The 24,974-nt window shown below is 63.4% G+C and carries 20 protein-coding genes and 1 pseudogene; 13 read left to right on the forward strand and 8 right to left on the reverse strand.

All coding sequences use genetic code 11. The annotated features are described in order from the left end of the window. Nucleotides 1-359 precede the first annotated feature (359 nt). Nucleotides 360-1,493, forward strand: coding sequence for an OpgC domain-containing protein (locus ACTJLC_RS09080; protein ID WP_310313801.1), 1,134 nt, complete (start codon nt 360-362; stop codon nt 1,491-1,493). After that, a complete protein-coding gene (locus tag ACTJLC_RS09085) occupies nt 1,490-3,184 on the forward strand; it encodes a tannase/feruloyl esterase family alpha/beta hydrolase (protein WP_310313803.1) in 1,695 nt (564 codons plus the stop codon). Before ACTJLC_RS09080 ends, ACTJLC_RS09085 begins: the two co-directional genes overlap by 4 nt. A gap of 173 nt (nt 3,185-3,357) precedes the next feature. Here ACTJLC_RS09085 and ACTJLC_RS09090 read toward each other — a convergent pair whose 3' ends face one another. Then, nucleotides 3,358-3,762 carry a hypothetical protein gene (locus ACTJLC_RS09090; protein ID WP_310313806.1) on the reverse strand — a complete coding sequence of 135 codons (405 nt, stop codon included), beginning with the start codon at nt 3,760-3,762 and terminating at the stop codon, nt 3,358-3,360. 399 nt (nt 3,763-4,161) lie between these two features. Between ACTJLC_RS09090 and ACTJLC_RS09095 the strand changes: the two genes are divergently transcribed. Then, nucleotides 4,162-5,088 (forward strand): ABC transporter ATP-binding protein, encoded by a 927-nt coding sequence (locus ACTJLC_RS09095; protein WP_114164240.1) that lies wholly within the window; start codon nt 4,162-4,164, stop codon nt 5,086-5,088. Beyond that, a complete protein-coding gene (locus tag ACTJLC_RS09100; RefSeq protein ID WP_073428516.1) occupies nt 5,085-5,846 on the forward strand; it encodes an ABC transporter permease in 762 nt (253 codons plus the stop codon). The genes ACTJLC_RS09095 and ACTJLC_RS09100 overlap by 4 nt, the downstream gene beginning before the upstream one ends. Before the next feature lie 61 nt (nt 5,847-5,907). Here ACTJLC_RS09100 and ACTJLC_RS09105 read toward each other — a convergent pair whose 3' ends face one another. After that, nucleotides 5,908-6,915: a helix-turn-helix transcriptional regulator gene (locus tag ACTJLC_RS09105; protein WP_083081331.1), complete on the reverse strand. Its 1,008-nt coding sequence runs from the start codon at nt 6,913-6,915 to the stop codon at nt 5,908-5,910. Between the two features lie 187 nt (nt 6,916-7,102). Between ACTJLC_RS09105 and ACTJLC_RS09110 the strand changes: the two genes are divergently transcribed. From ACTJLC_RS09110 to ACTJLC_RS09120, 3 genes are all read left to right on the forward strand, one after another. Continuing rightward, nucleotides 7,103-8,017, forward strand: a complete 915-nt coding sequence (locus ACTJLC_RS09110; protein ID WP_114164704.1) for a helix-turn-helix domain-containing protein — start codon at nt 7,103-7,105, stop codon at nt 8,015-8,017. Between the two features lie 532 nt (nt 8,018-8,549). Beyond that, a complete protein-coding gene (locus ACTJLC_RS09115) occupies nt 8,550-8,975 on the forward strand; it encodes a DUF3830 family protein (RefSeq protein WP_083081329.1) in 426 nt (141 codons plus the stop codon). Between the two features lie 628 nt (nt 8,976-9,603). After that, nucleotides 9,604-13,263 carry a YadA-like family protein gene (locus tag ACTJLC_RS09120; RefSeq protein ID WP_440843679.1) on the forward strand — a complete coding sequence of 1,220 codons (3,660 nt, stop codon included), beginning with the start codon at nt 9,604-9,606 and terminating at the stop codon, nt 13,261-13,263. A gap of 196 nt (nt 13,264-13,459) precedes the next feature. On the opposite strand, the gene ACTJLC_RS09125 is transcribed toward ACTJLC_RS09120, so the two are convergent. The 3 genes from ACTJLC_RS09125 to shiA all read right to left on the reverse strand — a co-directional run bounded on the left by ACTJLC_RS09125 (nt 13,460) and on the right by shiA (nt 16,673). Beyond that, complete coding sequence (locus tag ACTJLC_RS09125) at nt 13,460-13,588, reverse strand: MFS transporter small subunit (protein WP_073428513.1); 129 nt, start codon at nt 13,586-13,588, stop codon at nt 13,460-13,462. Between the two features lie 10 nt (nt 13,589-13,598). Then, nucleotides 13,599-15,002 carry an L-lactate MFS transporter gene (locus ACTJLC_RS09130; RefSeq protein ID WP_073428512.1) on the reverse strand — a complete coding sequence of 468 codons (1,404 nt, stop codon included), beginning with the start codon at nt 15,000-15,002 and terminating at the stop codon, nt 13,599-13,601. Nucleotides 15,003-15,353: 351 nt separating this feature from the next. After that, nucleotides 15,354-16,673, reverse strand: coding sequence for a shikimate transporter (gene shiA, locus ACTJLC_RS09135; protein ID WP_073428511.1), 1,320 nt, complete (start codon nt 16,671-16,673; stop codon nt 15,354-15,356). A 367-nt stretch (nt 16,674-17,040) separates the two neighbouring features. Here shiA and ACTJLC_RS09140 point away from each other — a divergent pair, with 367 nt between their 5' ends. The 4 genes from ACTJLC_RS09140 (at nt 17,041) to ACTJLC_RS09155 (ending at nt 20,635) form a co-directional block, all read left to right on the forward strand. After that, on the forward strand, nt 17,041-17,262 hold the full coding sequence (locus tag ACTJLC_RS09140) for a hypothetical protein (RefSeq protein WP_073428510.1): 222 nt from the start codon (nt 17,041-17,043) through the stop codon (nt 17,260-17,262). Further along, a complete protein-coding gene (locus ACTJLC_RS09145; RefSeq protein ID WP_073428509.1) occupies nt 17,240-17,959 on the forward strand; it encodes a GntR family transcriptional regulator in 720 nt (239 codons plus the stop codon). The genes ACTJLC_RS09140 and ACTJLC_RS09145 overlap by 23 nt, the downstream gene beginning before the upstream one ends. Before the next feature lie 347 nt (nt 17,960-18,306). Then, on the forward strand, nt 18,307-19,554 hold the full coding sequence (gene frc, locus ACTJLC_RS09150; RefSeq protein WP_073428508.1) for a formyl-CoA transferase: 1,248 nt from the start codon (nt 18,307-18,309) through the stop codon (nt 19,552-19,554). Between the two features lie 151 nt (nt 19,555-19,705). Further along, on the forward strand, nt 19,706-20,635 hold the full coding sequence (locus tag ACTJLC_RS09155; protein WP_310313813.1) for an NAD(P)(+) transhydrogenase (Re/Si-specific) subunit beta: 930 nt from the start codon (nt 19,706-19,708) through the stop codon (nt 20,633-20,635). A gap of 63 nt (nt 20,636-20,698) precedes the next feature. On the opposite strand, the gene ACTJLC_RS09160 is transcribed toward ACTJLC_RS09155, so the two are convergent. Further along, a complete protein-coding gene (locus tag ACTJLC_RS09160) occupies nt 20,699-21,004 on the reverse strand; it encodes a hypothetical protein (protein WP_073428506.1) in 306 nt (101 codons plus the stop codon). A 96-nt stretch (nt 21,005-21,100) separates the two neighbouring features. Then, nucleotides 21,101-22,048, reverse strand: a complete 948-nt coding sequence (locus ACTJLC_RS09165; RefSeq protein ID WP_073428505.1) for a LysR family transcriptional regulator — start codon at nt 22,046-22,048, stop codon at nt 21,101-21,103. 331 nt (nt 22,049-22,379) lie between these two features. On the opposite strand from ACTJLC_RS09165, the pseudogene ACTJLC_RS09170 reads away from it, so the two are divergent. Continuing rightward, nucleotides 22,380-22,526: pseudogene (locus tag ACTJLC_RS09170) on the forward strand (oxalate/formate MFS antiporter); the annotation flags it as partial. Nucleotides 22,527-22,598: 72 nt separating this feature from the next. Continuing rightward, nucleotides 22,599-23,585, forward strand: coding sequence for a LysR family transcriptional regulator (locus tag ACTJLC_RS09175; protein WP_083081320.1), 987 nt, complete (start codon nt 22,599-22,601; stop codon nt 23,583-23,585). A 197-nt stretch (nt 23,586-23,782) separates the two neighbouring features. Here the strand turns inward: ACTJLC_RS09175 and ACTJLC_RS09180 are convergent, their stop codons facing one another. Beyond that, nucleotides 23,783-24,760: a 2-dehydropantoate 2-reductase gene (locus ACTJLC_RS09180; protein WP_083081318.1), complete on the reverse strand. Its 978-nt coding sequence runs from the start codon at nt 24,758-24,760 to the stop codon at nt 23,783-23,785. Nucleotides 24,761-24,974: the final 214 nt, after the last annotated feature.

A 24,974-nucleotide genomic window follows, 5' to 3' on the forward strand; every position in this document is an offset into this window, starting at 1 on the left:
TGTCCGACGGGCGTGCGTGAATTCATCCTACGATGAAAAAAAGCGAAAAAAATCGCATAGGCGGTTCAGGGATTTTTTTTTGCGGCCATTAGCGGCGGCATTGGCGTTTTGCACGTCGAAAGCCGCAAATCTTTCCGCAAACCGGGTGCGTGAAGCCCCACTCTTACCGCACGCCGACAGTTGAATTTCAACTCGCCGCCACGCGGTTCGATGTGTCAGGCGAGTTGTCAGCGAGCGCCGCGACGCTGCGCGGCGCCGGCGGAAACGTTCTATTCTGGTCGCTTCGTATGACAAACAGCGAGCGACATGTGCGGCTCTCACGGCGCGCCGCATGCGCGCGCGATCCAGCGAGAACCCGAATGGAAACACGCCACGGGCGCCCCGAAGGAAGTCCCCGAACGGGACGTTCGATCGAAGTGGATTTCTTCCGCGGCATCGTCCTGCTCGTGATCGTGCTGGATCACATTCCCGGCAGCACGCTGTCGCATCTGATGTTGCACGCCTACGCGTTGTGCGACTCCGCCGAAGTGTTCGTGTTTCTCGGCGGCTATGCATCGGCGGCGGCGTATACGGCGGTGCTCGCGGGTCGCGGCGAGAGCGCGGCGAGAATGCGCTTCGTCAAACGCTGCTGGGAAATCTATCGCGCCTATCTGTTGACGGCGGTATTGACGCTGCTCTCCGGCGCGGTGCTCGCGCTGCTGCGCCTGAATCAGCCGATGGTCGAGCTCACCCATTGGCAGCCGTTCGCGGCCCAGCCGCTGCGCGAAGCGTTCGATATCGCGTTGCTGCGGCGTCAGCCGTATCTGTCGAGCGTGTTGCCCATGTATATGCTCTACGCGCTCTGCGTGCCGTTCGCGGTGCCGCTCGCGCGCCGCTCCGCGCGCCTGGCGCTGGCCTTGAGCGCGGCGATCTGGGCGCTCGCACGGCCGCTCGCCGCGCTCTTCGCCATTGACGACATGGCCGAGTGGGCTTTTAATCCGTTTGCGTGGCAGTTGGTGTTCGTACTCGGAATCCTGTGCCGCGTGCAGCCGATCAGCGAGCGCTTTCACGCGGGCGGCACCGCGCGCTGGTTCACGCGCGTCGCGGTGATCGCGGTGCTGGCGTTCGCTATCATCCAACTCTTCGTGCTGACGCAACCGCTGCCCGGCGCCTTTAAACAGAACCTCTCCATCTACCGCGTGATCAACTTCATCGTCATTGCCTGGCTTGCCGCGCAGTTCGTGCGCATGGGCAGCATCGCGCGGCTCGCACGGCGGCTGCCCGCCGTGGTGGCGGTCGGCCGCACCGGGCTCGTGTGTTTCGTCATGGGCACGCTGGTGTCGTTGATCGTCGATACGGCCACGCCGCATGCGTTGCACGGTTTTCGCGGCGTGCTGATCGGACTCGGCGGCGATCTGGTCGCGATCGGCGCACTCCTGATGATCGCGCGTGGCTGGAGCGGCTGGAAAGGGCAGCATGCGCGCGCGGTCGCGAGCGGCGCGGGTTGCGGATGAGGGCGTGTCGGCGCGGTGCGCGCGGTAGGCGGGATTCGCGCACGGCCCGCTGGGCCGTCGGCGCGCTGTCGTGGCTGAGCCTGGGCTTGAGCTTGAGCCTGGGCGTGCGGCCCGCGCTGGCCGCGCCGACGGAAGCGCCGCTCGCGCTGCGTTGCGCTGGATTCGCGGGCGCGGTCCTGCCGGCTGAACTGATCGCGTTGCCGACCGCCGGCGCGCTGATCGAGAGCGCGGTGATGGTCGGCGCCACCGCGCCCGGCAATCAGCAAGGCGGCGAGTTTTGCCGCATCACCGGCCGCATCAAGGCGCTGAAGGCCGACACGCCCGATATCCGTTTCGACCTGAATCTGCCGCGCCGCTGGAACGGCCGCGCGCTGCAAATCGGCGGCGGCGGCTACAACGGCGTAGTGGTGAGCGGCACCGGCGTGATGCCGTTTTCGCCCGATCGCGCGCCGCTCGCGCAAGGCTATGCGACGTTCGGCGACGACTCGGGGCACGTCGGCGATTCGTCGCTCGCGGTGTTCGGCCTCGTCGACGAAGCCGTGACGAACTTCGGCTACGCGCACCTGAAGAAAACGCACGACGTGGCGGTCGCATTGATCGCGCGCGCGTACGGTCAACCGCCGCAGCGCATGTACTTCGCGGGCGGCTCGACTGGCGGGCGCGAAGGCTACACGGTCATGCAGCGCTTTCCCGACGACTACGACGGGGTGATCGCCAATTCACCCGCGCTCAATTTTTCCGGCGTGCGGCTGCTCGGCGTGAAGCTCGGCCATGCGGAATACGCGACGCCGGGCGGCTTCGTTCCACCGTTGCTGCTCGAACGCGTGTATCAACGAACGATCGCGGCTTGCGACCGGCTCGACGGCGCGGCGGACGCCATCGTCAGCGACGTCGCCGCTTGCCGCGCGCATGAAGCGGAGATCATCGCGTCGTTGCGCTGCGCGGGCCGCGCGCCCGCGACCGACGAATGCCTCACCGACGCGCAACTCGCCACCTTGCTCGTGATGCGCGACGGCCTTTCGCTGCCGTACCGGCTGGCGTGGGACGTGACCGGCTATCGCGGCTACAACATTTTTCAGGGCACGCGTTTGAACGGCACGCTCGGGCTCGGACATCAGGCGGCGCGTTTGCCGGTGCCGACGTTCCTCGCCAACGGCTACCTGTTCGCGCAGGGCGACGGCTACGTCCGCTATTTCGTCGCGCGGGACGCGGGCTTCGATTCACTCAGGTTCGATCCGCAAGCTCCGGGCAAGTATCGCCAGCAACTGGTCGCCTTGTCGCAGACCATCGGCTCGATGAACCACGACCTCGCCCGCTACATTGCGCGCGGCGGCAAGCTCATCACGCTGCAAGGCCTCGCCGACGAAGTCATCAGCCCCAATCAGACGATTGCCTACTACGACGCATTGGTCGAGCGCTTCGGCATCGACCAGGTCAACGGGTTCATGCGGCTCTACATGGTGCCGGGTTTTCAGCACGGCGGCGGCGCGTTCATTCCCTCGGTGGATCTGTTGGGCGCGCTCGACAATTGGGTCACGCGCGGCGCGGCGCCCGAAACCTTGACGGCGACCGACATCGCGGCGGCCACCAATGGACGCTCGCGTCCGTTGTGCCGCTATCCGCTGTTTCCGCGCTACGCCGGCAAGGGCAACGTGAATCTCGCCGCCAGTTTCGTGTGCGCGGAACCGTGATGCGTCTCACGCGTAGTGCTTGAAAAAAACACAAGGGCGTTGAAAAGGAAAACCCGTCGCGGTGGCCGGCGCCGACCGTTCGTGTGCGCCTCGACGAAAGAGGGCGGCGGCGCCCGTTTTAGGCGCCGCCGCCCCGGTTGCACGGGATCGGCTCGATAGAGCGTCGCTTGCGGTTACTGGCTGCCTTGCGTCGCGCCGCTCGTCCCGCGATTCATGTCGTCGCTGGTGCCGCTGCGCGTACCGTTCTTCATGCCTTTGTGCATGCCGCTGTTCGAACGGTCCGTCGGCAGGTTGTTGGGCGTGGCGCCCGTGCCGGTGCCCATGCCGCCGCCGGTGCCGGTCACGCCCGGCGAGCCATAGCCCGAATCGCTCGGGCTCTTCATCGTGCCGGGGCCGACGCCAGGGGTCGCGGTGCCGCCCGCTCCGCCTGTCGTGCCGCCGCCCGCGCCCACGCCGGTGCCGCCGCCCGAGCCGCCGCTGCCGGTCCCGCCCGTACCGCCGCCGGCCTGTGCATACACGCCGCCCGACAGCGCCATCACGAGCGCTGAAGCAAGGATTGTCCTGGTCATGTGTTTCATGGTTCACCTCCATGGAGTCGGATTGATGCCACGCAAGCGCATGTCGCTCGCATGGACGAACTGCCGCAAGCGATGTGCCCCGGACCGAACGGTGCGTCGCGGACAACGCGGCGGCGCGGCCCCGCACGCGCCGCTTGCGCGGGTTCGAATCGAATCCGGGGCTGCGCGGCAGCGTGTCTTGAATCGAGCATGGCGCGTTCCCGAAACGGTGCTTCGGAAGCCATTGAACCGCTGTGGGCAGGCGCGTGGCGGCGACGTGTTCCGGCACCAGAGAGCGCTTTTCGGGCGCGCCGCGACGTCGCGCTGCACGCTTTGCCACTTTCCATTACATTGCGGGTGCGGTCGCGCGCTCGCGACGCTGTTTCCAATCAAATTACGGTGTCTGCCATCATCGAATCCATGCAGCCAATCGTCTCGGTCACCAATCTGTCGAAAACCTATGCCAGCGGTTTTCATGCACTGAAGAACATCAATCTGGCCATCAACCGAGGGGAAATTTTCGCCTTGCTCGGGCCGAACGGCGCGGGCAAAACCACGCTCATCAGCATCATCTGCGGCATCGTGAATGCGAGCGAAGGCCGCGTGACGGTGGACGGCCGCGACATCGCGGCGGACTATCGCGGCGCGCGTTCGCTGATCGGCCTCGTGCCGCAGGAACTCACCACCGACTCGTTCGAAACCGTCTGGGCCACCGTCTCGTTCAGCCGCGGCCTGTTCGGCAAGCCGAAAAACCCCGCTCACATCGAGAAGGTGTTGCGCGACCTGTCGCTGTGGGAAAAGCGCGATAGCAAGATCATCACGCTGTCGGGCGGCATGAAGCGCCGCGTGCTGATCGCCAAGGCGCTCTCGCACGAACCGCGCGTGCTGTTCCTCGACGAACCCACCGCCGGCGTGGACGTGGAGTTGCGGCGCGACATGTGGAAGCTGGTGCGCTCGCTTGCCGCGAGCGGCGTGACGATCATCCTCACCACGCACTACATCGACGAAGCGGAGGAGATGGCCGACCGCATCGGCGTGATCAACGCGGGCGAGATCATGCTGGTCGAGGAAAAGACGGAGCTGATGCGCAAGCTCGGCAAGAAGCAGCTCACGCTGCAACTCGAGAGTCCGCTCCACGAGTTGCCGCCCGCGCTGGCCGGCTACGGGCTCGATGTCGCGAAGGGCGGCAACGAGCTGATCTACACCTACGAGGGCGACGGCGGGCGCACCGACATCATCGCGCTGCTCAAGGCGCTCGACGACGCCCGCATCCGCTTCAAGGACCTGCATACGACGCAAAGCTCGCTCGAAGACATCTTCGTCAGTCTGCTCCGGGGTAACCAATGAACATTCATGCAATTCGCGCGATCTACAAGTTCGAAATGGCGCGCACCTGGCGCACGCTGATGCAGAGCATCATCGCGCCGGTGATCTCCACGTCGCTTTACTTCGTCGTGTTCGGCGCGGCGATCGGCTCGCGCATCAAGGAAGTGGACGGCATCAGCTACGGCGCGTTCATCGTGCCTGGCTTGATCATGTTGTCGCTGCTGTCGCAAAGCATTTCGAACGCGTCGTTCGGGATTTACTTTCCGCGCTTTACCGGCACGATCTACGAGTTGTTGTCGGCGCCGGTCTCGTATCTGGAGATCGTCGTGAGCTACGTGGGCGCGGCGGCCACCAAGTCGATTCTGCTCGGGCTGATCATTCTCGCCACCGCGGGTCTGTTCGTGCCGCTGCAAGTGCAGCACCCGTTCTGGATGATCCTCTTCCTGGTGCTCACCGCGGTCACGTTCAGTCTGCTCGGGTTCATCATCGGCATCTGGGCGGACAGCTTCGAGAAACTGCAACTCGTGCCGCTGCTGATCATCACGCCGCTCACGTTTCTCGGCGGCAGTTTCTATGCGGTCAATATGCTGCCGCCGTTCTGGCGCGCCGTGACGCTGCTCAATCCGATCGTTTATCTGGTGAGCGGATTTCGCTGGAGCTTCTATGGACTCGCCGATGTGAACGTCGAGGTGAGTCTCGGCATGACCGCGCTGTTTCTGGCGGTGTTTCTGGCGATCGTCGCGTGGATCTTCAAGACCGGTTATCGGCTCAAGAGTTGACGTGGGAGCGGGCGGACGTGACGGCGCTTGCCGCCACGTCACTTCGCGTCACGTCCATCGGCTATGACACGTAGGCCTGCGCGACGTTGATCAACTGCACGCGGTTGCGCACCTTGAACAGTTGCCGCAAACGCCGCAGATGGTAGTCGACGTTATGCGGCGACAAGCCGAGGAAATAGGCGATTTCCTTGTCGCGCTGGCCCTGTACGACCGCCTTCAGCACCGCATGCTGCAAGTCGCTCAGCGCGACGCGCGGCGGCTGCGCCGGCGCGATGCCGATCACGCTCCTCGCGTGCGTCCAGATGAATTCGTGAATCGTGTGCGCGAACATCAATGTTTCGGCAACGATCGATTCGGTCATCCAGCGCGGATTGCCGATTTCCGAGTTGAAGCACAGGCTTGCGCTCAGTTCCGGCTCGGGCAGCGGCATCTGCGTGAGGATCCCGCTCTTGCGCCCGTTCGCCTCCAGCATGTCGATCAGGCCGCCGAGCCGCTCGCTGCGCAGTTGCGCGCGCGGCAGGTCGGCGCGCATGTCGGCCGTGCTCCACAGAAGCGGCATGCCGGTCGGGGAGGCGAGCGCCACGCGCGGGTCGAGCTCGAAATAACGCTCGCGGAAATAACGCGTGAGCCATGCCTGCGACTCGTAGCTGGTCAGCACGAACATCGTCTTGTGATGCGCGGTGGTGCGCGTGGCCGAATAGCTGAACGACTCGAAGCCGAGCTGCTTGATGCGCCGCCGCACGAACTCGATGCGGTCCTGCGCGCTGCCGAAACGCACCAGCGGACTGATGACCGGCGCCCGCCGCGCGGCGGGCGAGGGAGCGAGCGACGGCGTGCCGATCTCCTCTTCGGTGAAGAGCGTGAGAAAACCCGCGGGCGCCATGCCTGCGGTGCGGTTGGGTGTTCTGGATGCTTCAGCCGCGTGGGCCGATTTCTCGCGTGGCCGCGTGCCGGCCGGGTAAGCCGGTTGCGCGGTCAGCGCCGAGTTGTATGCCGCCGATGCCTGCCCGGCTTCGCCTTGCGGCGAGCCGGTCAGCCAGTGCGGCAGCGTATCGCATTCGTGTTCCATGAAACGGTAGCTCCGGCGTTCAGAACGCATGAAGGAAGACAAGCTGAATGATTAGCTATTTCCAAAAATTACGGTAGCCGGTTCCTTGCTATCATTTTTGGGATCTTGCGCTGACAGCAGGCCGGCAATGCGGCTGTGACAGGTTTTCTCATCTGCATACGGCACCTCCCTCGTAATGGACGACGTGATGGCACGAATTCCGAAGCTGACAACGACGCTCGCCTACGACCGCTACATGGCGGGCCAGAAACTGGTGTCGAGCGTGGAGCGCCCGTGGCGGCACCTGGTACTGCGCTCCTATCTCGAACCGGTCGAGCAGGAACTGCTGGAGGCGCCCGGCTTGCAGGACCTCACGCTGATGACGCTCGGCAGCGGCGCCGAACATCTCGAGCGCAACCTGAACGGGCGCTGGGAGAGCGCCGAGCTGCGCGTGGGCGACGTGTGGTTCGTGCCGCCCGCGCCGATCTCGTGGCGCTGGCGGTCGACCAGCGATGAGCCGCTGTCGACCGTCCATTTGCATATCGAGCGTGGCCTGATCGACAGCGTCGCCGATCAGATGGAACTCGACGGCTCGCGCGAGCTGTCGCTTGGCGACGCGATGCAGTTCAAGGATCCGCTGGTCGCCGCGATGATCGACGCGTTGCACCGCGCCGCGGCCGATCCGGCCGACTCGCGTCTCTATGTGGACGCGCTGGTTCACGCGCTCGCCGCGCATCTTCTGCAGCATTACTCGCGCGGCCGGCAAGCGCGGGGTGCCATGCCTGCACAGCGGCCCGACAGGCTGGTGCCGCGCCGCATCCGCCGCGTGACCGACTATATCCGCGCGAATCTGGCCGCCGATCTGGCGATCAGCGAACTGGCCGCGCAGGCCGGGTTAAGCAGTTTTCATTTTGCGCGCGTGTTTCGCCGCGAGACCGGGGAAACGCCCCATCAGTTCGTCACGCGCTTGAGGCTCGAGCAAGCAGCGAGGCTTTTGCGCGCCACCGGGCAGACGGTGCTGCAGATTGCGATTGCAGTTGGTTTCGAGAGTGCCAGTCATTTCTCCGTGCAGTTCAAGCGTGGCTACGGCGTGACGCCGCTTGCCTACCGGCTGCGCGGCTGAAGTACGGATTGCGCGGCTGGAAGTGGCCGGTTGCCCGGCGGCGATGTCTGAGCGGCGAGCCGCCGGTGGGTGCGGGACATGGACCCCGCCAATGTCTTTTTCCAGGGCCGGCGACGCTGCTCGGCCGCACGACCCCACCGCAGGCGCTGCGGCTGGTGGCCGGCTATGTTTTGCCAGCAAGGCGCAAAGCGCGCAAAGTGCAACGCGCCGCCTTGCTGGGAACCACGTACGTTGCACAGTGTGCTGCGCATTGCGCGGCTTGCAAACTACGAACTTTCGTGACAGTGCCGCGGCCGGACCTGGCATGGCCGTGCCGTGCCGGGGTTACGGCCGTCTTTCGCGCGTGGCCTTGCTGCCTGATGCAACTGGCCTGACGGCATGGACGGGAACTGTATCTGTCGAAGCCTTGCATCGGACGACAGAATAGCGGGCTTGCCCCAACGCGCATGGCACGCGGGCGCGGCAGGTTCCAACGGGCGTCTTTCCGATCATTCCGTTCCACGGCCACGCCGCCACACCAGGATATCTAGCGATGACCCGACTCCGAATCACTTCCTGCGGTTATGTGTTTATCGCCGAAACGCATCCCGACGCGCCGCAAACCGTGGCCGCCTTTCAGAAGCTGCTGCCGTACCGTCAGAAGATCATTCACGTGCGCTGGAGCGGCGAAGGCTGCTGGGTGCCGCTCGGCGACTTCAAGCTCGAGAACGACGGCGCCGCGGTCGGCTTCGAGAATCACACGAGCCATCCGTCGGTTGGCGACATTCTGTTTTATCCGGGCGGCTTCAGCGAAACCGAGATTTTGATTGCGTACGGATCGTGCTGCTTCGCGAGCAAGATGGGGCAACTCGCGGGCAATCACTTTCTGACCATCGTCGAGGGCAAGGACAAGCTGCGCGAACTCGGCACCAAGGTGTTGTGGGAAGGCGCGCAGGACGTGGTGTTCGAAAAGATCTGAAACACCGGCGGCGTCGGCGGGCGCGGGCGGCATCGGGACCGCGCTCGCGAACCGTGGAGCCGCTGACATGAAAGCGCGGGTCGACGACCTGTTCGCATACTCGATGGCGCCTGGGCGGCAAAACATCCGCTCGCGTTGGTCTCGCCCTCCGCCCGGTCCGGGCGCTGCTTCCATCTCGCCGTCGAGAAAACGGCTGACCATCTGACTCCGTTCCCACCACGAACCACTTCTCCCTGAGCGCTAGTGACCGGCCCTCGAGGGTGGCGCGTGACGCCTGCGCTTACGTTAAAGAATTTCGCCGCGCGTGAATTGGCGTTTTCTGCGGTTGTCATTTGAGACAAATTAGGCTTTATCTTGGGTTTGCCTAATTTAATTTAGTTTGAATTAAGAGGTTTGGCATTTTCCGTCTTAAATCCATTATGCCGTTTGTGCTAATTAAAGCTAAAAATTAGCTTTTAGGATTAATCGTATTCGCGATATTGCGCCGTGACGGCAGACTGCCTCCATCGCCTTTATCGGCCGAGTGAAAGCGCGATGCGATCTTGGTTCCTTTTGTTTTATAGCGTGGAATTGAGATTGCATAAGAAAAATCTCGGTAAATGAACTTTCGATTAAAAGATTGGGAGGAATGTTGAACCGGACTTATAAAACCGTATGGAATAGCGCCACTCGCACCTACGTCGCGGCTTCTGAAATGACGAGGAGCAGGGGCGCGAAAGGCGCGTCCGCATGCACGACACTGATGGCCGCTGGTGGAGGGCTTTTGAGCGCGTTGGCGTTTTCGCTGCCGGCCGGCGCCGCGGAATGCGAGTCGCCGGCGCAGTACTGTTCGAGCGCCGCGGAGGCGCTTGCGGCTCAAACCGGAGACGGGGTCACGCCGCCCGCCAACGATGCGGCCACCCCCGCGGAGTTGACTGCCGCGATCAATAACGCAAGCGTATTCGCCAGCAATCCGATCGTTGCGCCGGCCACCCAGCCGGCGGTTGTCGCATCGAGCCTGGCTGCCATGCCCGCGCCGCTCGCGAGCGCGCCGGTGACCGACTATATTGCCGTCAGCCCGAACGTGGTCGGCGGCACCAGCACCAGCACGACGAGCTCGCTGAACGCAATGGCGATCGGGCCCGCCGCGGCGGCGAGCGGCATCAACGCGCTGACAGTCGGCGCCGGTTCCGGCGCCGCCAAGGACGGGACCACGGCGGTGGGCTCGGGCGCATTCGCGGTGTCGGCGAACGCGACCGTGATCGGTGCGTATTCGTCGGTGGCAGCCAACGCGGATAATTCGGTGTCGATCGGGTACTCATCCCGTTCGAGCAAGATCAATGCGACGTCCATTGGTTCCTTCGCTAGCGCCGCCGCAAACGGTGCCGTGGCCATCGGCTACAAAACATTTATCCCGTCTTCCGGGGCGGATTCAGTGGTGCTGGGTTCCTATTCCTCGGCCACCGCAACGGGTTCGGTGGCGCTCGGCACGGGCGCGGTGGCAGACCGCGTCAACGTGGTGTCCGTGGGCAACCTCGCGCAAGGCCGGCAGATCGCCTATGTCGCGGCAGGCACGTTGCCTACGGATGCCGCCAACGTCGGCCAACTCTCGGGCGTGACCGGGGCGCTCGGCGGCGGCGCGTTCATCGACCCGGCAAACGGCGCGGTCGTCGCGCCGGTCTATACGATCGGCGGCGCGACCTACAACGATGTCGGCGCCGCCCTGGCGGCGGTCGCATCGGGCAGCGCGGTCGAAAGCGCGGATTCGCTGCGCTACGACACCGCGAACCATGACGTGGCGACGCTGGGCAACCCCGGCATGCCCGTCAAACTGACGAACGTCGCGGACGCCGCGCTGAACGCGGATAGTTCCGACGCCGTCACCGGCGCGCAGCTTTACGGCACCAATCAGGCAGTCGCGCAAAATACCGCCGACATCACCAACATCAGTAACGGTAGCGCTGGCCTGCTGCGGCAAAATCCGACCTCGCGCGACCTGACCGTCGCAAAGGACACGGCCAGCAAGCGCGTCGACTTCACGGGCACCGCGGGGCCGCGTGAACTGCTCGGCGTGGCCGCGGGTACGACCGCAAGCTCCGCGATCAATCTGGGCCAGCTCAGCCCGGCTGTCGCATCGCTTGGCGGCGGCGCAACCGTCAGTGCCAGCGGTTCGGTAACCGGCCCGACGTATCACGTGCAAGCCGGCACGCAAACCACGGTGGGCGGCGCGCTCAGCTCGCTCGACACGGGCCTGACGTCGCTGGAAACCCGAATCAATAGCGGCACCGTCGGTCTGGTCACGCACAATCCGAGTACTCGCGACATTCTGGTTGGCGCGGCCATGTTCGGAACCCGCGTCGACTTCGCCGGCGCGAGCGGCACCCGCGTGTTGGACGGCGTCGCGGCCGGCGCGGTCAACGACGCCAGCAGCGAAGCGGTGAACGGCGCGCAGCTTCAGGCGAACACCGCGAGCACGGCTGCGGCGCTGGGCGGCGGCGCCCGCGTCGCCGCGGACGGAACGGTCACGCGCCCCGTCTACGACATCGGCGGAAAGACATACGGCGACGTGGGTGCCGCACTTGCGGCGGTGGTCTCGGGCAGCACGGAGGCTGGAGCCGATGCCGTTCGATACGATTCGGCCGAGCACGCTTCGGTGACATTGGGCGGCACTGCGCCGGTACAGGTGACGAACGTGCGCGCCGCCACGCTCGACGCAGCCAGTCTCGATGCCGTCAACGGCGCGCAACTGTACGAGACCAACGAGGCCGTCGCGCGGAACACGGATGGCATCACGAACCTCGGCCAGCGCGTCACCGACAACACCACGAATATCACCCACCTCGACGCGCGCACCACGACGATCGAAGGGAATGTGAGCCACATCGCGAACCAGATCACGAACGGTGAGCTCGGACTCTTGCGGCAGGATCAGGAGTCGCGCGATCTCACCGTCGCGAAAGACACGGACGGCGCTCGCGTCGACTTCGGCGGCACTGCCGGCTCCCGGGAGTTGATCGGGATTGCGGCGGGCACCACGGATACGTCGGCGATCAATCTGGGCCAGTTCAAGCCGATGGTGACCGCGCTTGGCGGCGGCGCGCAGATCAACGCCGACGGTTCGGTGACCGGCCCCACGTACCAGGTTCAGGGCGCCACGCAAACCACCGTCGGCGACGCGCTCGGCTCGCTCGACACCAGCCTCACCACGTTGCGGCAGAACATGGAGACCGGCGGCATCGGCATCGTCACGCAAGATAGTCTGTCGCGCGTGATCAACGTCGGCGCGACGACCGACGGCAATCTGATCGACATGGCCGGCACGGCAGGCAATCGGGTCGTCACCGGCGTAGCGCGAGGCGCGGTCAGCGCGAGCAGCAACGATGCGGTCAACGGTTCGCAACTGCACGCGCAGGCAGCGAGTACGGCTGTCGCGCTCGGCGGCGGCGCAACCGTGAATGAGGATGGATCGGTGACGGCGCCGTCGTACAGCGTGGGCGGTGCGGTCGTGAGCAATGTGGGCAGCGCCATCACCAACCTGGACGGCCGCGTGACGCAGAACAGCAGCGACATCATGAATCTGCAAACCTTCGTCGGCAGCATCAGCGGGACGGTGGCGAATGCGGTGCAGTACGACAGTTCGGCTCATGACAAGGTCACGCTCGGAGGCACCGCTGCCGACGCGCAGAAGGTCCAGCTAACCAACCTGAAGGACGGCGATATATCGGCCACGAGCAGCGATGCGGTGACGGGTGCGCAGCTCTGGAGCACCAACCAGCGGATCGGCAATCTCGATCAGACGGTGCGGAATAGCCAGCAGAACGGCAGCGCCTATGTCGCCACCAATAGCTCGGGTAACGCGGCGCAGGCGATCGGCAACGGTTCGGCGGCGATCGGCGGAGGCGCGATAGCATCGGCGCCCAACGCAGTGGCGATCGGCGAAGGTTCGGTGGCCGATCAGACGAACACGGTGTCGATAGGTTCAGCCGGTAACGAGCGCCGCATCACCAACGTCGCGGCGGGACAGGCGCCCACCGACGCCGTGAACATGCAGCAGTTCCAGGGCAGCATGAGCGACATGGCGCGTAACGCGTATTCGGGAACGGCGTCGGCTATCGCGCTGGGCATGGTCCCCGAAGTCGACGCGAACAAGAACCTCGCGGTCGGTGTCGGCACGGCCGGCTACAAAGGCTATCAGGCGGTGGCGGTCGGCTTGTCGGCGCGTGTCACGCAGAGTCTGAAGCTGAAACTCGGCGCGGGCATCAGTTCAGCCGCGACAACCGTCGGCGCCGGTGCGGCGTATCAGTGGTAGGAGAGAGGCGGAAGTCGGACGCGCCTTGACCGGCGCGGGTGATCCGCAGTGAGTCAGCGCCGCAGTGAGTCAGCGGCAATGAGTCAGCGGCAGTGAGTCAGCGTGAGCGACTCAGCGGCAGCAAGCCGGGCCGGCGGCGAGTCAAACTCCCGCCGGCACCCCGCGCGTTTTCACGACGCGCGGGGTGCTACCGCACTTACCTGAACAGCTTCATCGCTTGTGAAAGCGTATTGAACACGCCCCACGCCAACGGGAGCGTCACATACAGCCAGAAGACGGCGAGCTTGACCTTGTTGGTCGGATGCACGGCTTGAATCGTCGACATGCGGGTCTCCTTAGGCGCCTTTGGCGAGTTGAGCGTCGGTCATGTGATGCTTGTCGTCCACCCGCTTGACCAGCAGATTGCAGACGAAGCCGATCACCAGCAGCACGACCATGATGTGAATCGTCATCGTGTAGGCGTCCGCCTTCGCCACGCCCTGCGACACCTGGTACGCGCGGATGTAATTCACCAGCACCGGCCCGGCAACGCCCGCCGCGGCCCATGCGGTCAACAGACGGCCGTGAATGCCGCCGACGAACGCGGTGCCGAACATGTCCGCGAGATAGGCGGGCACGGTCGAGAACCCGCCGCCGTACATCGACAGGATCACGCAGTAGGCGAGCACGAAGAGGGCGATCTGGCCCGAAGCCGCGAAGCCGGGCACGAGGTAGTACAGCACGGCGCCGAGCGCGAAGAAGATGAAGTAGGTGTTCTTGCGGCCGATCCAGTCGGAAGCGGAGGCCCACACGAAACGGCCGCCCATGTTGAACAGCGAGAGTAGACCGACGAAACCGGCTGCCGCGGCCGGCGTCACCGTGTCCTTGAAGCTCTCCTGGATCATCACCGAAGCCTGGCCGAGAATGCCGATGCCGGCCGTCACGTTCAGGAACAGCACGAGCCAGATCAGATAGAACTGCGGCGTCTTCAACGCCTGATCGATATGCACGTGATTGTGCGAAATCATCTTCTTCTGCTGGGCCGCGGGCGGCGTCCAGCCGGCCGGCTTCCAGTCGGCGGGCGGCACGCGGATCGCGAGCGCACCGATCGACATCGAGATGAAATACGCAATGCCGAGCACGATGAACGTCTCGGCCACGCCGATGCTCGTTGCGCTGCGGAAATGGTTCATCAGGGCCACCGACAAAGGCGCGGCAATCATCGCGCCGCCGCCGAAGCCCATGATCGCCATGCCGGTCGCCATGCCGCGGCGGTCCGGGAACCAGCGGATCAGCGTCGAGACCGGCGATACATAGCCGAGGCCGAGTCCGATTCCGCCGATCACGCCATAGCCGAGATATAGCAGCACGATCTGATGCAGATACACCCCGAGCGCGGAAATCAGAAAGCCGCCGCCGAAGCAGCATGCCGCGGTGAACATCGTGCGGCGCGGGCCGACGTGCTCGAGCCACTTGCCGGCAAAGGCCGCCGACAAGCCCAGGAACACGATCGCCAGCGAAAAGATCCAGCCGAGGGAAGTGAGCGACCAGTCGTCAGCGGCGGATTGCGTGATGCCGATAACCTTGGTCAGCGGGCCGTTGAATACGGAGAACGCGTACGCCTGGCCGATACAGAGGTGGACGGCGAGGGCCGCGGGCGGAACCATCCAGCGTGAAAAGCCCGGCTTGGCAACGGTGGCTTCTTTGGAAAAGAAGGATGCGGAGCCTGAATTCCCGCTCGGCTCGGTGATGCTGCTCATTGGTCGGTCTCCGGTGTGACAAATGCTTTGTTATCGGCGTTTAGCGCAAATGCTTTAGGGGCCATGCCTAAAAACCGGCAGGTTTGCGCGCCGCTGATATATGTTTTTTTGTTTCATATCGCGGGCGCGGACTCGGGCTGAGACCTGCAGGGTCGAACGATAGGGCGCGCGGTTGGCCTTGGCAATATGAGATGGAAATGCATAAGGTATTGACCTGACGAAACGTCGCCGGATGGATCGAATTGGGGCGAAGCGGTAAGAAAAAGAAACGCCGCGCCCAAACAAAACGGGCCGGCCGTGGCAGCTTCGCCACGGCCGGCCCGTCGTCGTCAACGAGGGTTTGCCGGAGAATCAGGCGATCGTGCGCCCGGTTTTCATCTTTGCCGCCACGAGCACGGAGATCAGGCAGCCGATCGCCAGATAAGCGGCGACCGGGTGCCACGAGCCGCCGGCAAGGCTGACCAGCGCCACCGCGATAAACGGCGTGAAACCGCCGCCGACCACGCTCGCCACCTGATAGCCCACCCCCGCGCCGCTATAGCGATACTCGGTGCCGAACAGTTCGGTGAACATCGGCTGCTGAACGCTCACCACCATGTCGTGCGCGATATTGGCGAGCATTACCGCGAAGACCACGATCCATACGGTGGAGCGTGCTTCGAGCGCGAGAAAGAAGGGCACCGCGCTGAACATGCCGACCAGCGCGCCGACGATGTACACGCGGCGGCGGCCGAAGCGGTCCGCGAGCCAGGCAAAGCACGGAATCGTCACGCAACTTACGCCGCCCACCAGCAAGCCGATCGTGAGAAAGAACTCGCGCGGCATGTGCAGATTGGCCGTCGAGTAGTTCAGTGCGAACGCCGTCACGATGTACATGGTGAACAGTTCGGCGAGCCGCAGCGCGATGATCAGCAGGAACGCCTTCGGATGCCGCAGCAGTGCTTCCACGATCGGCAGGCGCACGCTGCGCTCGCCATGCTCTCCGACTTTTTCGACGAATTCCGTCGACTCCTCCATGCTCGAGCGGATCCAGAGTGCGATCAGCACCAGCACCACGCTGAACAGGAAGGGCAGACGCCAGCCCCAGCTCAGGAACGACGCGTTGTCCATCGAACGGCTAATCAGCGTGACGAGCCCGGTCGACAATACCAGGCCCACGCCGTAGCCGACCTGCACGCCGCTGCTGTAGAACGCTTTTTTCTTCTCCGGCGCGCTTTCGACCGCCATCAAAGCCGCGCCGCCCCATTCACCGCCGACCGCGAAGCCCTGGATCGCGCGCAACGTCACGAGCAGCACCGGCGCCCACCAGCCGATGGTGGCAAAGGCCGGCAGCAGACCGATCGCGGCGGTCGAGAGGCCCATCATCATCACCGTGAGGACCAGCATGCGCTTGCGTCCGAGGCGGTCGCCGTAATGTCCGAACACGAAGCCGCCAAGCGGCCTGAACAGAAAGCCGACGCCGAAGGTGGCGAACGCCGCGAGCGTGCCCATCGCCGGGCTGACCTTCGGGAAAAACTCCGAGTTGAAGACGAGCGCGGCGACGATGCCGTACAGCAGAAAGTCATACCAGTCGACTACCGCGCCGACGAAGCTGCCGAGCGCCGCCTTGCGTGCCTGGCTGCGCGTCTTGCGGTTGTCGGCCATTGCGGATGGCTGGATGGTGGTGCTCATGACGGTGTCTCCTTTTAACCTTTGGCTGCTGGGTGGCTCGGGTGGTAGGTCCCGGCGCACTGGCCGTCGCCGGCCCCTTGCAGGATTTCCGGAAGGTTAGTGAGACGAGACGGATCGCACAATCGGCATTCGGGCGAAACTGCGCGATAATCGGACGCGAGTGCGCGAATAGCGCGCGTTTTGCGCGTTTACACCGACCGCTACCGCATTTCCGCGACGGGGGAAGCATCCGGAGCGCGCCCGTGCTACCTTGGTGACGTCGTCTGAAAAACAACAACTACTGATATACTGAATACAGAATATTGACTTATGCGGCGTTGCAGCATATGATTGAGTCATTCCTTCACTCAATCATTCGGAGTTACAAATGGAACTTGTTCCTCTCGCCCTGCTCGCCGCTGCCTTCGTAGGCTTAGGGTCTGCCGCCACTGTCCTGTTGACTCGCTGGATTCCCCAGCCGGTCGCGCAACTCGCAGCGCAACATGGCCGATTCGTAGGTTTGGGCGAACAGCGCGTCGGGGTAGCGGCAGCACGATATCGTTCACATGTTCAACATGAGGCGATGAATGTCGTCAGAACTTCAAACTGAAGCAGTGTCAACACCATTAACGTTGTCATTACAGCCGATCGGCGCAAGCGCGAGCTTGCGCGATCAGGCGTATGCGATGCTCCGCCAGGCGATTGCCGACGCGGACATCTACCAGTCCCGCGAGGAAATTCGTCTCGACGAGCGCGTGCTGAGCGAATCGCTCGGCGTGAGCCGCACGCCGGTGCGCGAGGCGATGACGCTACTGGAGCAGGAAGGTTTTCTGCGCATGGTGCCGCGGCGCGGCATTTATATCGTGCGCAAGAGCAAGCGCGAAATCGTCGAAATGATCCAGATGTGGGCCGCGCTCGAAAGCATGGCCGCGCGCCTTGCGACGCTGCACGCCACGGACGAGGAAATCGCCCGGCTGCGCCACATGTTCGACCATTTCCGCGACGCCACGCCGGCTGAACACATCGCCGAATACTCGGATGCGAATATCGCGTTTCACCAGGCGATCGTCGAATTGTCGAAGTCGCGGATCATTCTCGACACGATCAAGAACATCTTCATCCACGTGCGCGCGATCCGGCGCATGACCATTTCACAGAGCGACCGCGCGTCGCGCTCGATCGTCGACCATCTGCGCATTATCGAGGCGCTTGAACAGCGTGATACCGAACTGGCCGAGCGGCTCACGCGTCAGCATTCGCTGGATCTCGCTGCGTTTGTCGAAGCGAATTGCGACTTTCTGGATTGATGCGCTCGAGCGCTCCAATGGCTTAGCGAATAAAAAGTCCGCGGTGATCAAAACACCGCGGACTTTTTCGTTTGGCTGCGGCCTTCATCCGCGGCTCATCACCCTTCGCCGCCCACACGCCTGCCTCAGTGCCGCCCGGCTAAGCCAGCCCGGTTGTCGCCACCGTGCCCTAGGCCCATGATTCCCGCCTTCATCCGTTGCATTCCCTACCTTCTAGCATGACTGTCCCGCCGAGGCGTTCGGTATAAAACCTCGGTTGACGCAAACTCGAATTTGGTATGTGATATATCAAATATCGCGAGCGCATTCGTGACCAGGCGAGAACAGGACGGTACTCAGGAGACAACATGGGCAAAGCACTCGACGGCGTGCGCATTCTCGATTTCACGCACGTGCAATCGGGACCGACCTGCACGCAGTTGCTCGCATGGTTCGGCGCGGACGTGATCAAGGTGGAGAGGGCCGGCGTCGGCGATATCACGCGCGAACAGCTGCGAGACATTCCCGACGCGGACAGCTTGTACTTCACGATGCTCAATCACAACAAGCGCTCGGTCACCGTCGATACGAAGAACCCGGAAGGCAAGCAGGTTCTCGAGGCGCTGATTCAGACATGCGACGTCCTGGTGGAGAACTTCGCTCCGGGCGCGCTCGACCGGATGGGCTTCACGTGGGAGCGAATTCAGGAGCTGAATCCGCGCATGATCGTCGCTTCGGTGAAGGGCTTCGGCCCTGGGCCCTATGAGCATTGCAAGGTCTATGAGAACGTCGCGCAATGCGCGGGCGGTGCGGCTTCAACCACCGGCTTCGACGACGGCCCGCCGGTCGTAAGCGGCGCGCAGATCGGCGACAGCGGCACGGGTTTGCATCTGGCGCTGGGCATTGTCACCGCGCTCTATCAGCGCACGCACACCGGGCGCGGCCAAAAGGTGCTTGCAGCGATGCAGGACAGCGTGCTCAACCTGTGCCGCGTGAAGCTGCGCGACCAGCAGCGGCTCGAGCGCACCGGGGTCATGAAGGAGTATCCGCAATATCCGAACAGTACGTTCGGTGAAGCGGTGCCGCGTGCGGGCAACGCATCGGGCGGCGGCCAGCCGGGCTGGATTCTCAAATGCAAGGGATGGGAGACCGACCCGAACGCATACATCTATTTCATCACGCAGGCGCCGGTGTGGGTGAAGATCTGCAACGTGATCGGCAAGGAGGAGTGGGCCACCGATCCCGACTATGCGACGCCCGCCGCACGCCTGCCGCGCCTGAAGGAAATCTTCGCCGAGATCGAGCGCTGGACCATGACGAAGACCAAGTTCGAGGCGATGGAAATCCTCAACCGGTACGACATTCCGTGCGGGCCGATTCTGTCGATGAAGGAAATCGCCGAGGAGCCCTCGTTGCGCGAAACGGGCACGATCGTCGAAGTGGATCATCCGACGCGCGGCAAGTATTTGACGGTTGGCAATCCCATCAAACTGTCCGATAGCCCGACCGAAGTGCAGCGCTCGCCGCTGCTTGGCGAACACACCGACGAGGTCATGACCGAGCTCGGCTATTCGCGCGAGCAGATCAGCGCGTTACGTGCGGTCGGGGCGATCTAGGCCTACCGAGGTCTGGGTGCGTGCCGCCCCGGCTCGCGGGGCGGAGCTAGTGGGAAGCGTTCGATTAGCGACGACAAGCATCGCCTGACGGGCGGACCCGCTTCTGGTCCCTCTGCCTGACGCGATGAAAGCGCAACACGGAGGAGCACACATGCCGCAACCTTCCGACAGTGCCGAATGGCTCGACATGTCGTGTTTGCTTGCCGCTGTGCTCGGCATTCTGCTGGGTGTTGCGCTTGCCGTGCTCGGACAACTGCCGCTTGCGTGGCGATCGCGACGTCAGCCTGCATGGCGCGCTGGCGCATTGGCCGCGGTACAGGTGGCGCTTTTCGCGGCGGGCACTGGCGGTGGCTGTAGTGTGGTCGCTGCCGCCGTAGTGGGCGCCGCGTTCGGCGCATGGCGCGTGCGCAAACGCGATCTGACACGGCGGCCGCTGCTCGTCGCGTTGGCCGGCATCGCCACGGGACTCGCTGTCATGACGGGCGGATTCGCGCGCTATCTGTTCTCCGCCGCGCAGGCGAATGCCGAGCGTATCGAACGTATCGAACTTTATGCCGCGGTATTCATGGGTGCGTTGATCTTCGCCGCGTCGGCGATCGCATTCTGCAAACTGCTCGGTGTGTTGCAGGCGAGCGCGGCGGCGCGTCCGGGTCACCGCATCGTCAATCTGTTTGCGCTGTTGCTATGCGGATGGCTCGGCTATGGCTTCGTCACCGAGCAGGCGCAGCCGTTCGGTTTCGCCGCGCTGCTCGCGATGAGCGCGCTGGCTTGTGCGATGGGCGTGCATCTGATGACGAGCCGCGAATACTCAAACGATCACGCGAGTAATCACGGCTCGCATGCACATGCGTTCGCTGCCCGTCGCGATGGGCTCATCGCGGGACGGTCAGGGCTGCTGGCGCGCATCGAATGGCGCGGTGGCGAAGAGCAGGCCTGGGCGTGGCGAGAGATCGCGCCGGGCAGGGTGCGTGCGGCATCCAGGCACCGTCGCGGTTGGCATGACAGCAGGAATCTGGATGGGCAAAAGCGGCGCTGTGTCCGCGATTCGGGCAGTCATTCCGCGATGCGCCGTCAAATATGAAGGCGCGTCTTTTTTTGCGGCAATGGCGGCGCGCCTGGCGAGATTGCGATCCCGCCAAAGCCCTCAGTCGCCCGCCGATGCGAACTCGCTGTAGTAATGGGCCTTCCTTTGCAGGATCAGTTGCGCAAGAAAGTCGGCATCGTACGCGCGATGGAGATGGGCGTGAAAGCGCTCGATATAGGCGGTGATACGCGCCGCTTCACCGTTGAATTCCTTGAGCACCTCGAGCATCGCATGGTCCCAGCGAAAGCGCAGACCGAGATCGCTGAAGGCGGCGTTGTAGGCGCTCAGATGCGCGTCGTCGGAACTGCCGGCGGCAGTACGGCCAGTACGCGTGCTGGCGAAAGACTCAACCGAAGCGTAGGTCATGATCGGCCTCCTGGGCTGACGAGTAATCAAACCAGCTCGCAGCATAAAAGCGCCGACGAATTTCCAATAGTTAAAGTTTTATTGGGTACCCATAGCCTAGCGTTTATATACGCTCAGTTCCCGCACTCGCGTGATCTTTTCGATCAGGTTCGCGCCTTCTTCCATCAGAAAACGTTTGAAGGCGACCGCGACCGGCGGCAGGCGTTTGTTCTTCCGATGCACGACGTACCAGTTCAACATCAGAGGAAAGCTCTCGACGTCGAGCACGACGAGGTGGCCCAATTGCAATTCGAGGCTGATCGTATGTGCGGACAGGAATGCGATTCCCATGCCGGCAATCACGGCCTGCTTGATCGTCTCGGTGCTTTTGATCTCCATGGCGATCTTGAGATTGGCGAGACGTCCGGCGAAGCCTTCTTCCATCGAATTCCAGGTATCCGAGCCGCGCTCGCGCACGATGAAGGCCTCGCTCGCCAATTGGCTCATCTTGATGTTGCGTTTGTTGGCGAGCGGATGCGTGGGCGCGGCCACGATCACATACGGGTGAGGCGCGAACGGCTCGTTGGTCGCGTCCGTTTCATGCGGAGGGCGCACCATTACCGCGAGGTCGGTTTGGTTGCTCGCGAGCTGATGCAGCAATTCGTCGCGATTGTGCACCGCGAGATTGAGCACGACGCCGGAGTAGCGGCGCGTGAATTCGGCCAGCACGCGCGGAAAGAAGTAATCGCCCGCACTGATCACCGCGACATTCAGCTTGCCGCCCGAAACGCCCTTGAGTTGCCCCATGGCTTCGTCGACTTCGTGGAACTGCTGAATGATCGCGCGGCTGTAGTGGAGCATTTCGGTGCCGGCCGGCGTCAGGTAGATCTTTTTGCCGAGCTGTTCGAACAGCGGCAGCCCCGCGTGCTCCTCGAGTTGGCGCACTTGCGTGGAGACGGCGGGCTGTGTGAGATGCAATTCCTCCGCCGCACGCGAGAAGCTCAGATGGCGCGCCACCGTTTCGAAAACCTTCAATTGCCGCAGCGTGGCATTGCGCATCGTCATGACCGATGTATAAGCAAATGTGAATCAACATAATAACAAACTTTAATTATTAGTAATTCAGCAATCACCCTAGCATGGCTCTCACATCGAAGTGGAATGGCCCGCTGCTGTACTCGGGTTAACGCTTGGAGTTGGTGGCTAGGCGCACGAAGCGGCGAAGGTTTGTGTTGCAGCGCGGATGTTAATCGATCGGGATAAGTAAGCTTACAACCACGACGATTAAGCGCCGAAGTTCTTCCCCGAAAAACAAGCTTTCGGGTCGTAACGATAAGGTGGACAGGACACGGCACGCTGGGCCGGCTGAACCAGATAAATAGCGGAGACAAGGCACATGGACAACATCACTCGCCGGAAGACGGCCAGGGCGTTTTGAGCGAACCGTTGGTGGCAGCTCGTCATCGGCATGGTGTGCATGGCATTGGTGGCGAATCCGCGATACGCATGGACGCTGTTCGTCACACCGATGAATGCACGACATCAGATCCTCGCGGCTTAGCCACTGGCCCGAGCAAACGGGGAATAGCATGAAGCGCCGCGCCGCAGGTAAGTCATGAACGTCTCGCTGCAGCAGCTCAAGGTATTCGTCGCCGTCGCCCGTGAGCGCAGTTTCACGCGCGCCGCGCGTCAATTCGATCTGACGCAATCGGCGGTGAGCCGCTGTGTACGCGAGCTCGAGGACTCGCTCGAACTGAAACTATTCGACCGCACTACGCGTCAGGTGGCACTGACGAATGCGGGCGCCAGTCTCGAGCGAAGAATCGGCCGCCTGCTCGACGAAATCGAGCTGACATTGCGTGAGGAACGCGCCGCTTACGATGGCCATACCGGCGTCGTGGCGCTGGCCAGCAATCCGGTGTTGTCGTCGAGTTGGGTCGCGCAGGGACTCGCGCGTTGCACGGCGGCTTTTCCCGAACTGATCGTATCCGTGGAGGACCAGCCGCAAAGCGGCGTGCTCGCGAGTGTCGAGCAAGGCGAGGCGGATTTCGGCGTCGTCTCCACGGCTGAACCTCTCGCGGGTGATTTGTTGCACGCGCAAGTGGTCTTCACGACGCCGCTGCATGCGGTCATGCCGCCCACGCATCCGCTGGCGTGCGAGACGAGCGTTGCGTGGAGCGCGTTGCAGGAATGGGCGCTCGTCACGTTGAATGCGGATGCGGGCGTGCGCGCGGCGGTTGAACTCGCTTTCAGCGCGAATGGACTGAAACGGCGCACGGTGCAGGAATTCGGACACGTCGCGGCGGTATTGCGCATGGTCGAACTCGGGCTTGGCGTCGGCGTGTTACCCGTCGACGCGCATTGGCCGCCGTTGGCCGCATCGCTAGTGAGCCGGCCGCTCTTGCCCGAGATGAATCTCGCGACGCTGCTCGTGCATCGTCGTAACCGCTCGCTCAGACCGAACGCCGCGGCGGCCTGGGCGCAGTTCGCGGCGCTGGCCACGATGCCTTTGGCGGCCGTTGAGGCGGCGCCCTCCGCTTGTTCTCACGGACTCGTGTGGCCGGCGGTGGCGCGAAGCGGTGCCGTACTGCATGAGCCTTAGGCTTGGCATCGCGAAGCGCAGACCGCAGCCAATGGCTTCGTCCCTGGCGAGATCGTCGCGATTGAAAGTTCACCCGGTTGAAGGCGGTGTAGTTGCAATCGATCAATTGACCGGAGTATCGCGGCGTCAAAAAAGGATCGGACGCATTGCGCGTCCGATCCTTTTCCTCATCAGCTTCAAGAGCTAAGCGGTGGCCTTCAATCGCCCTGCAATGCCATCTTCTCGCGCAGTTTGACAAGCGCCAGCACCACGTCGATGGTCGGCGTGGGTTCGCCGACGAGACGACCCATCTCCTGCACCACCGTCAGAAGCGGATCGATTTCCATGGGTCTCCGATTCTCCAGATCGACCAGCGTGGAGGTTTTATGCGCGCCGACCGCACCCGCACCGTCGATGCGTTTTTCCACATCAACGCGAAAATGCACGCCGAATTGATCCGCGATGCGCTTGGCCTCGAGCATCATCGTGCGTGATACCGCGCGCGTGCCGGGGTCGCTCGTGAGGATATCGAGCGTGGCGTGAGTCAATGCGCTAATCGGATTGAAGCACAGGTTGCCCCACAACTTGAGCCAGATTTCGTCGCGGATATTGTCACGAACCGGCGCGTCGAAACCGGCCGCCTGCATGATTTCGTGCAACTGCTGAATGCGCGGCGTGCGCTCGCCGCTCGGCTCGCCGATCGGGAATTTCTTGCCGTACACGTGCTTGATCACGCCGGGTTCGACGATCTCCGCGGCGGGATACAGCACACAGCCGATCGCGCGTTCGGGGCCGAGCTTGGTCCATTGCGCGCCGTCCGGATCGATGCTCGCGAGGCGCGTGCCGGCGAACTTGCCGCCGTGCTGATGGAAGTACCAATACGGAATGCCGTTTACGCCGGTGACGATCGCCGTGTGCTTGCCCAGTAGCGGCTGCATTGCGTCGACCACGCCGGGCAGCGAGTGCGCTTTCAGCGTGATGATCACGAAGTCCTGCACGCCGAGTTCGCGTGGATCGGACGTGCAGCGTACGGGCGCGCTGAACGTTTCGCCATCCATGATCAGACGCGCGCCGTGTTCGCGCATTGCCGCGAGATGCGCGCCGCGCGCGATGAAACTCACGTCAGCGCCGGCGCGTGCCAACTGCACGCCCATCATGCCGCCAATCGCTCCCGCTCCGAAGATGCAAATCTTCATGATGCCGTCTCCTGTGACTATGTAAATCTTTTGCCCGATGCCACCTTTCACCGGTGCAAGGCGGCGGGCCACTAATCGAGCATACGGGCGCGGCGCAATCACAGATAGTTAAAGTTTCTCGATCGATGCATTAGCAATTGATTATGAAAGGAGGCGGCGCAAACCGCTCTCAAGAGATGCCGAATTCATCGGACGCGGATTGGAAAGCGATCCA

This window comes from Paraburkholderia sp. 22099, assembly GCF_052045835.1.
GTDB lineage: Bacteria > Pseudomonadota > Gammaproteobacteria > Burkholderiales > Burkholderiaceae > Paraburkholderia > Paraburkholderia terricola.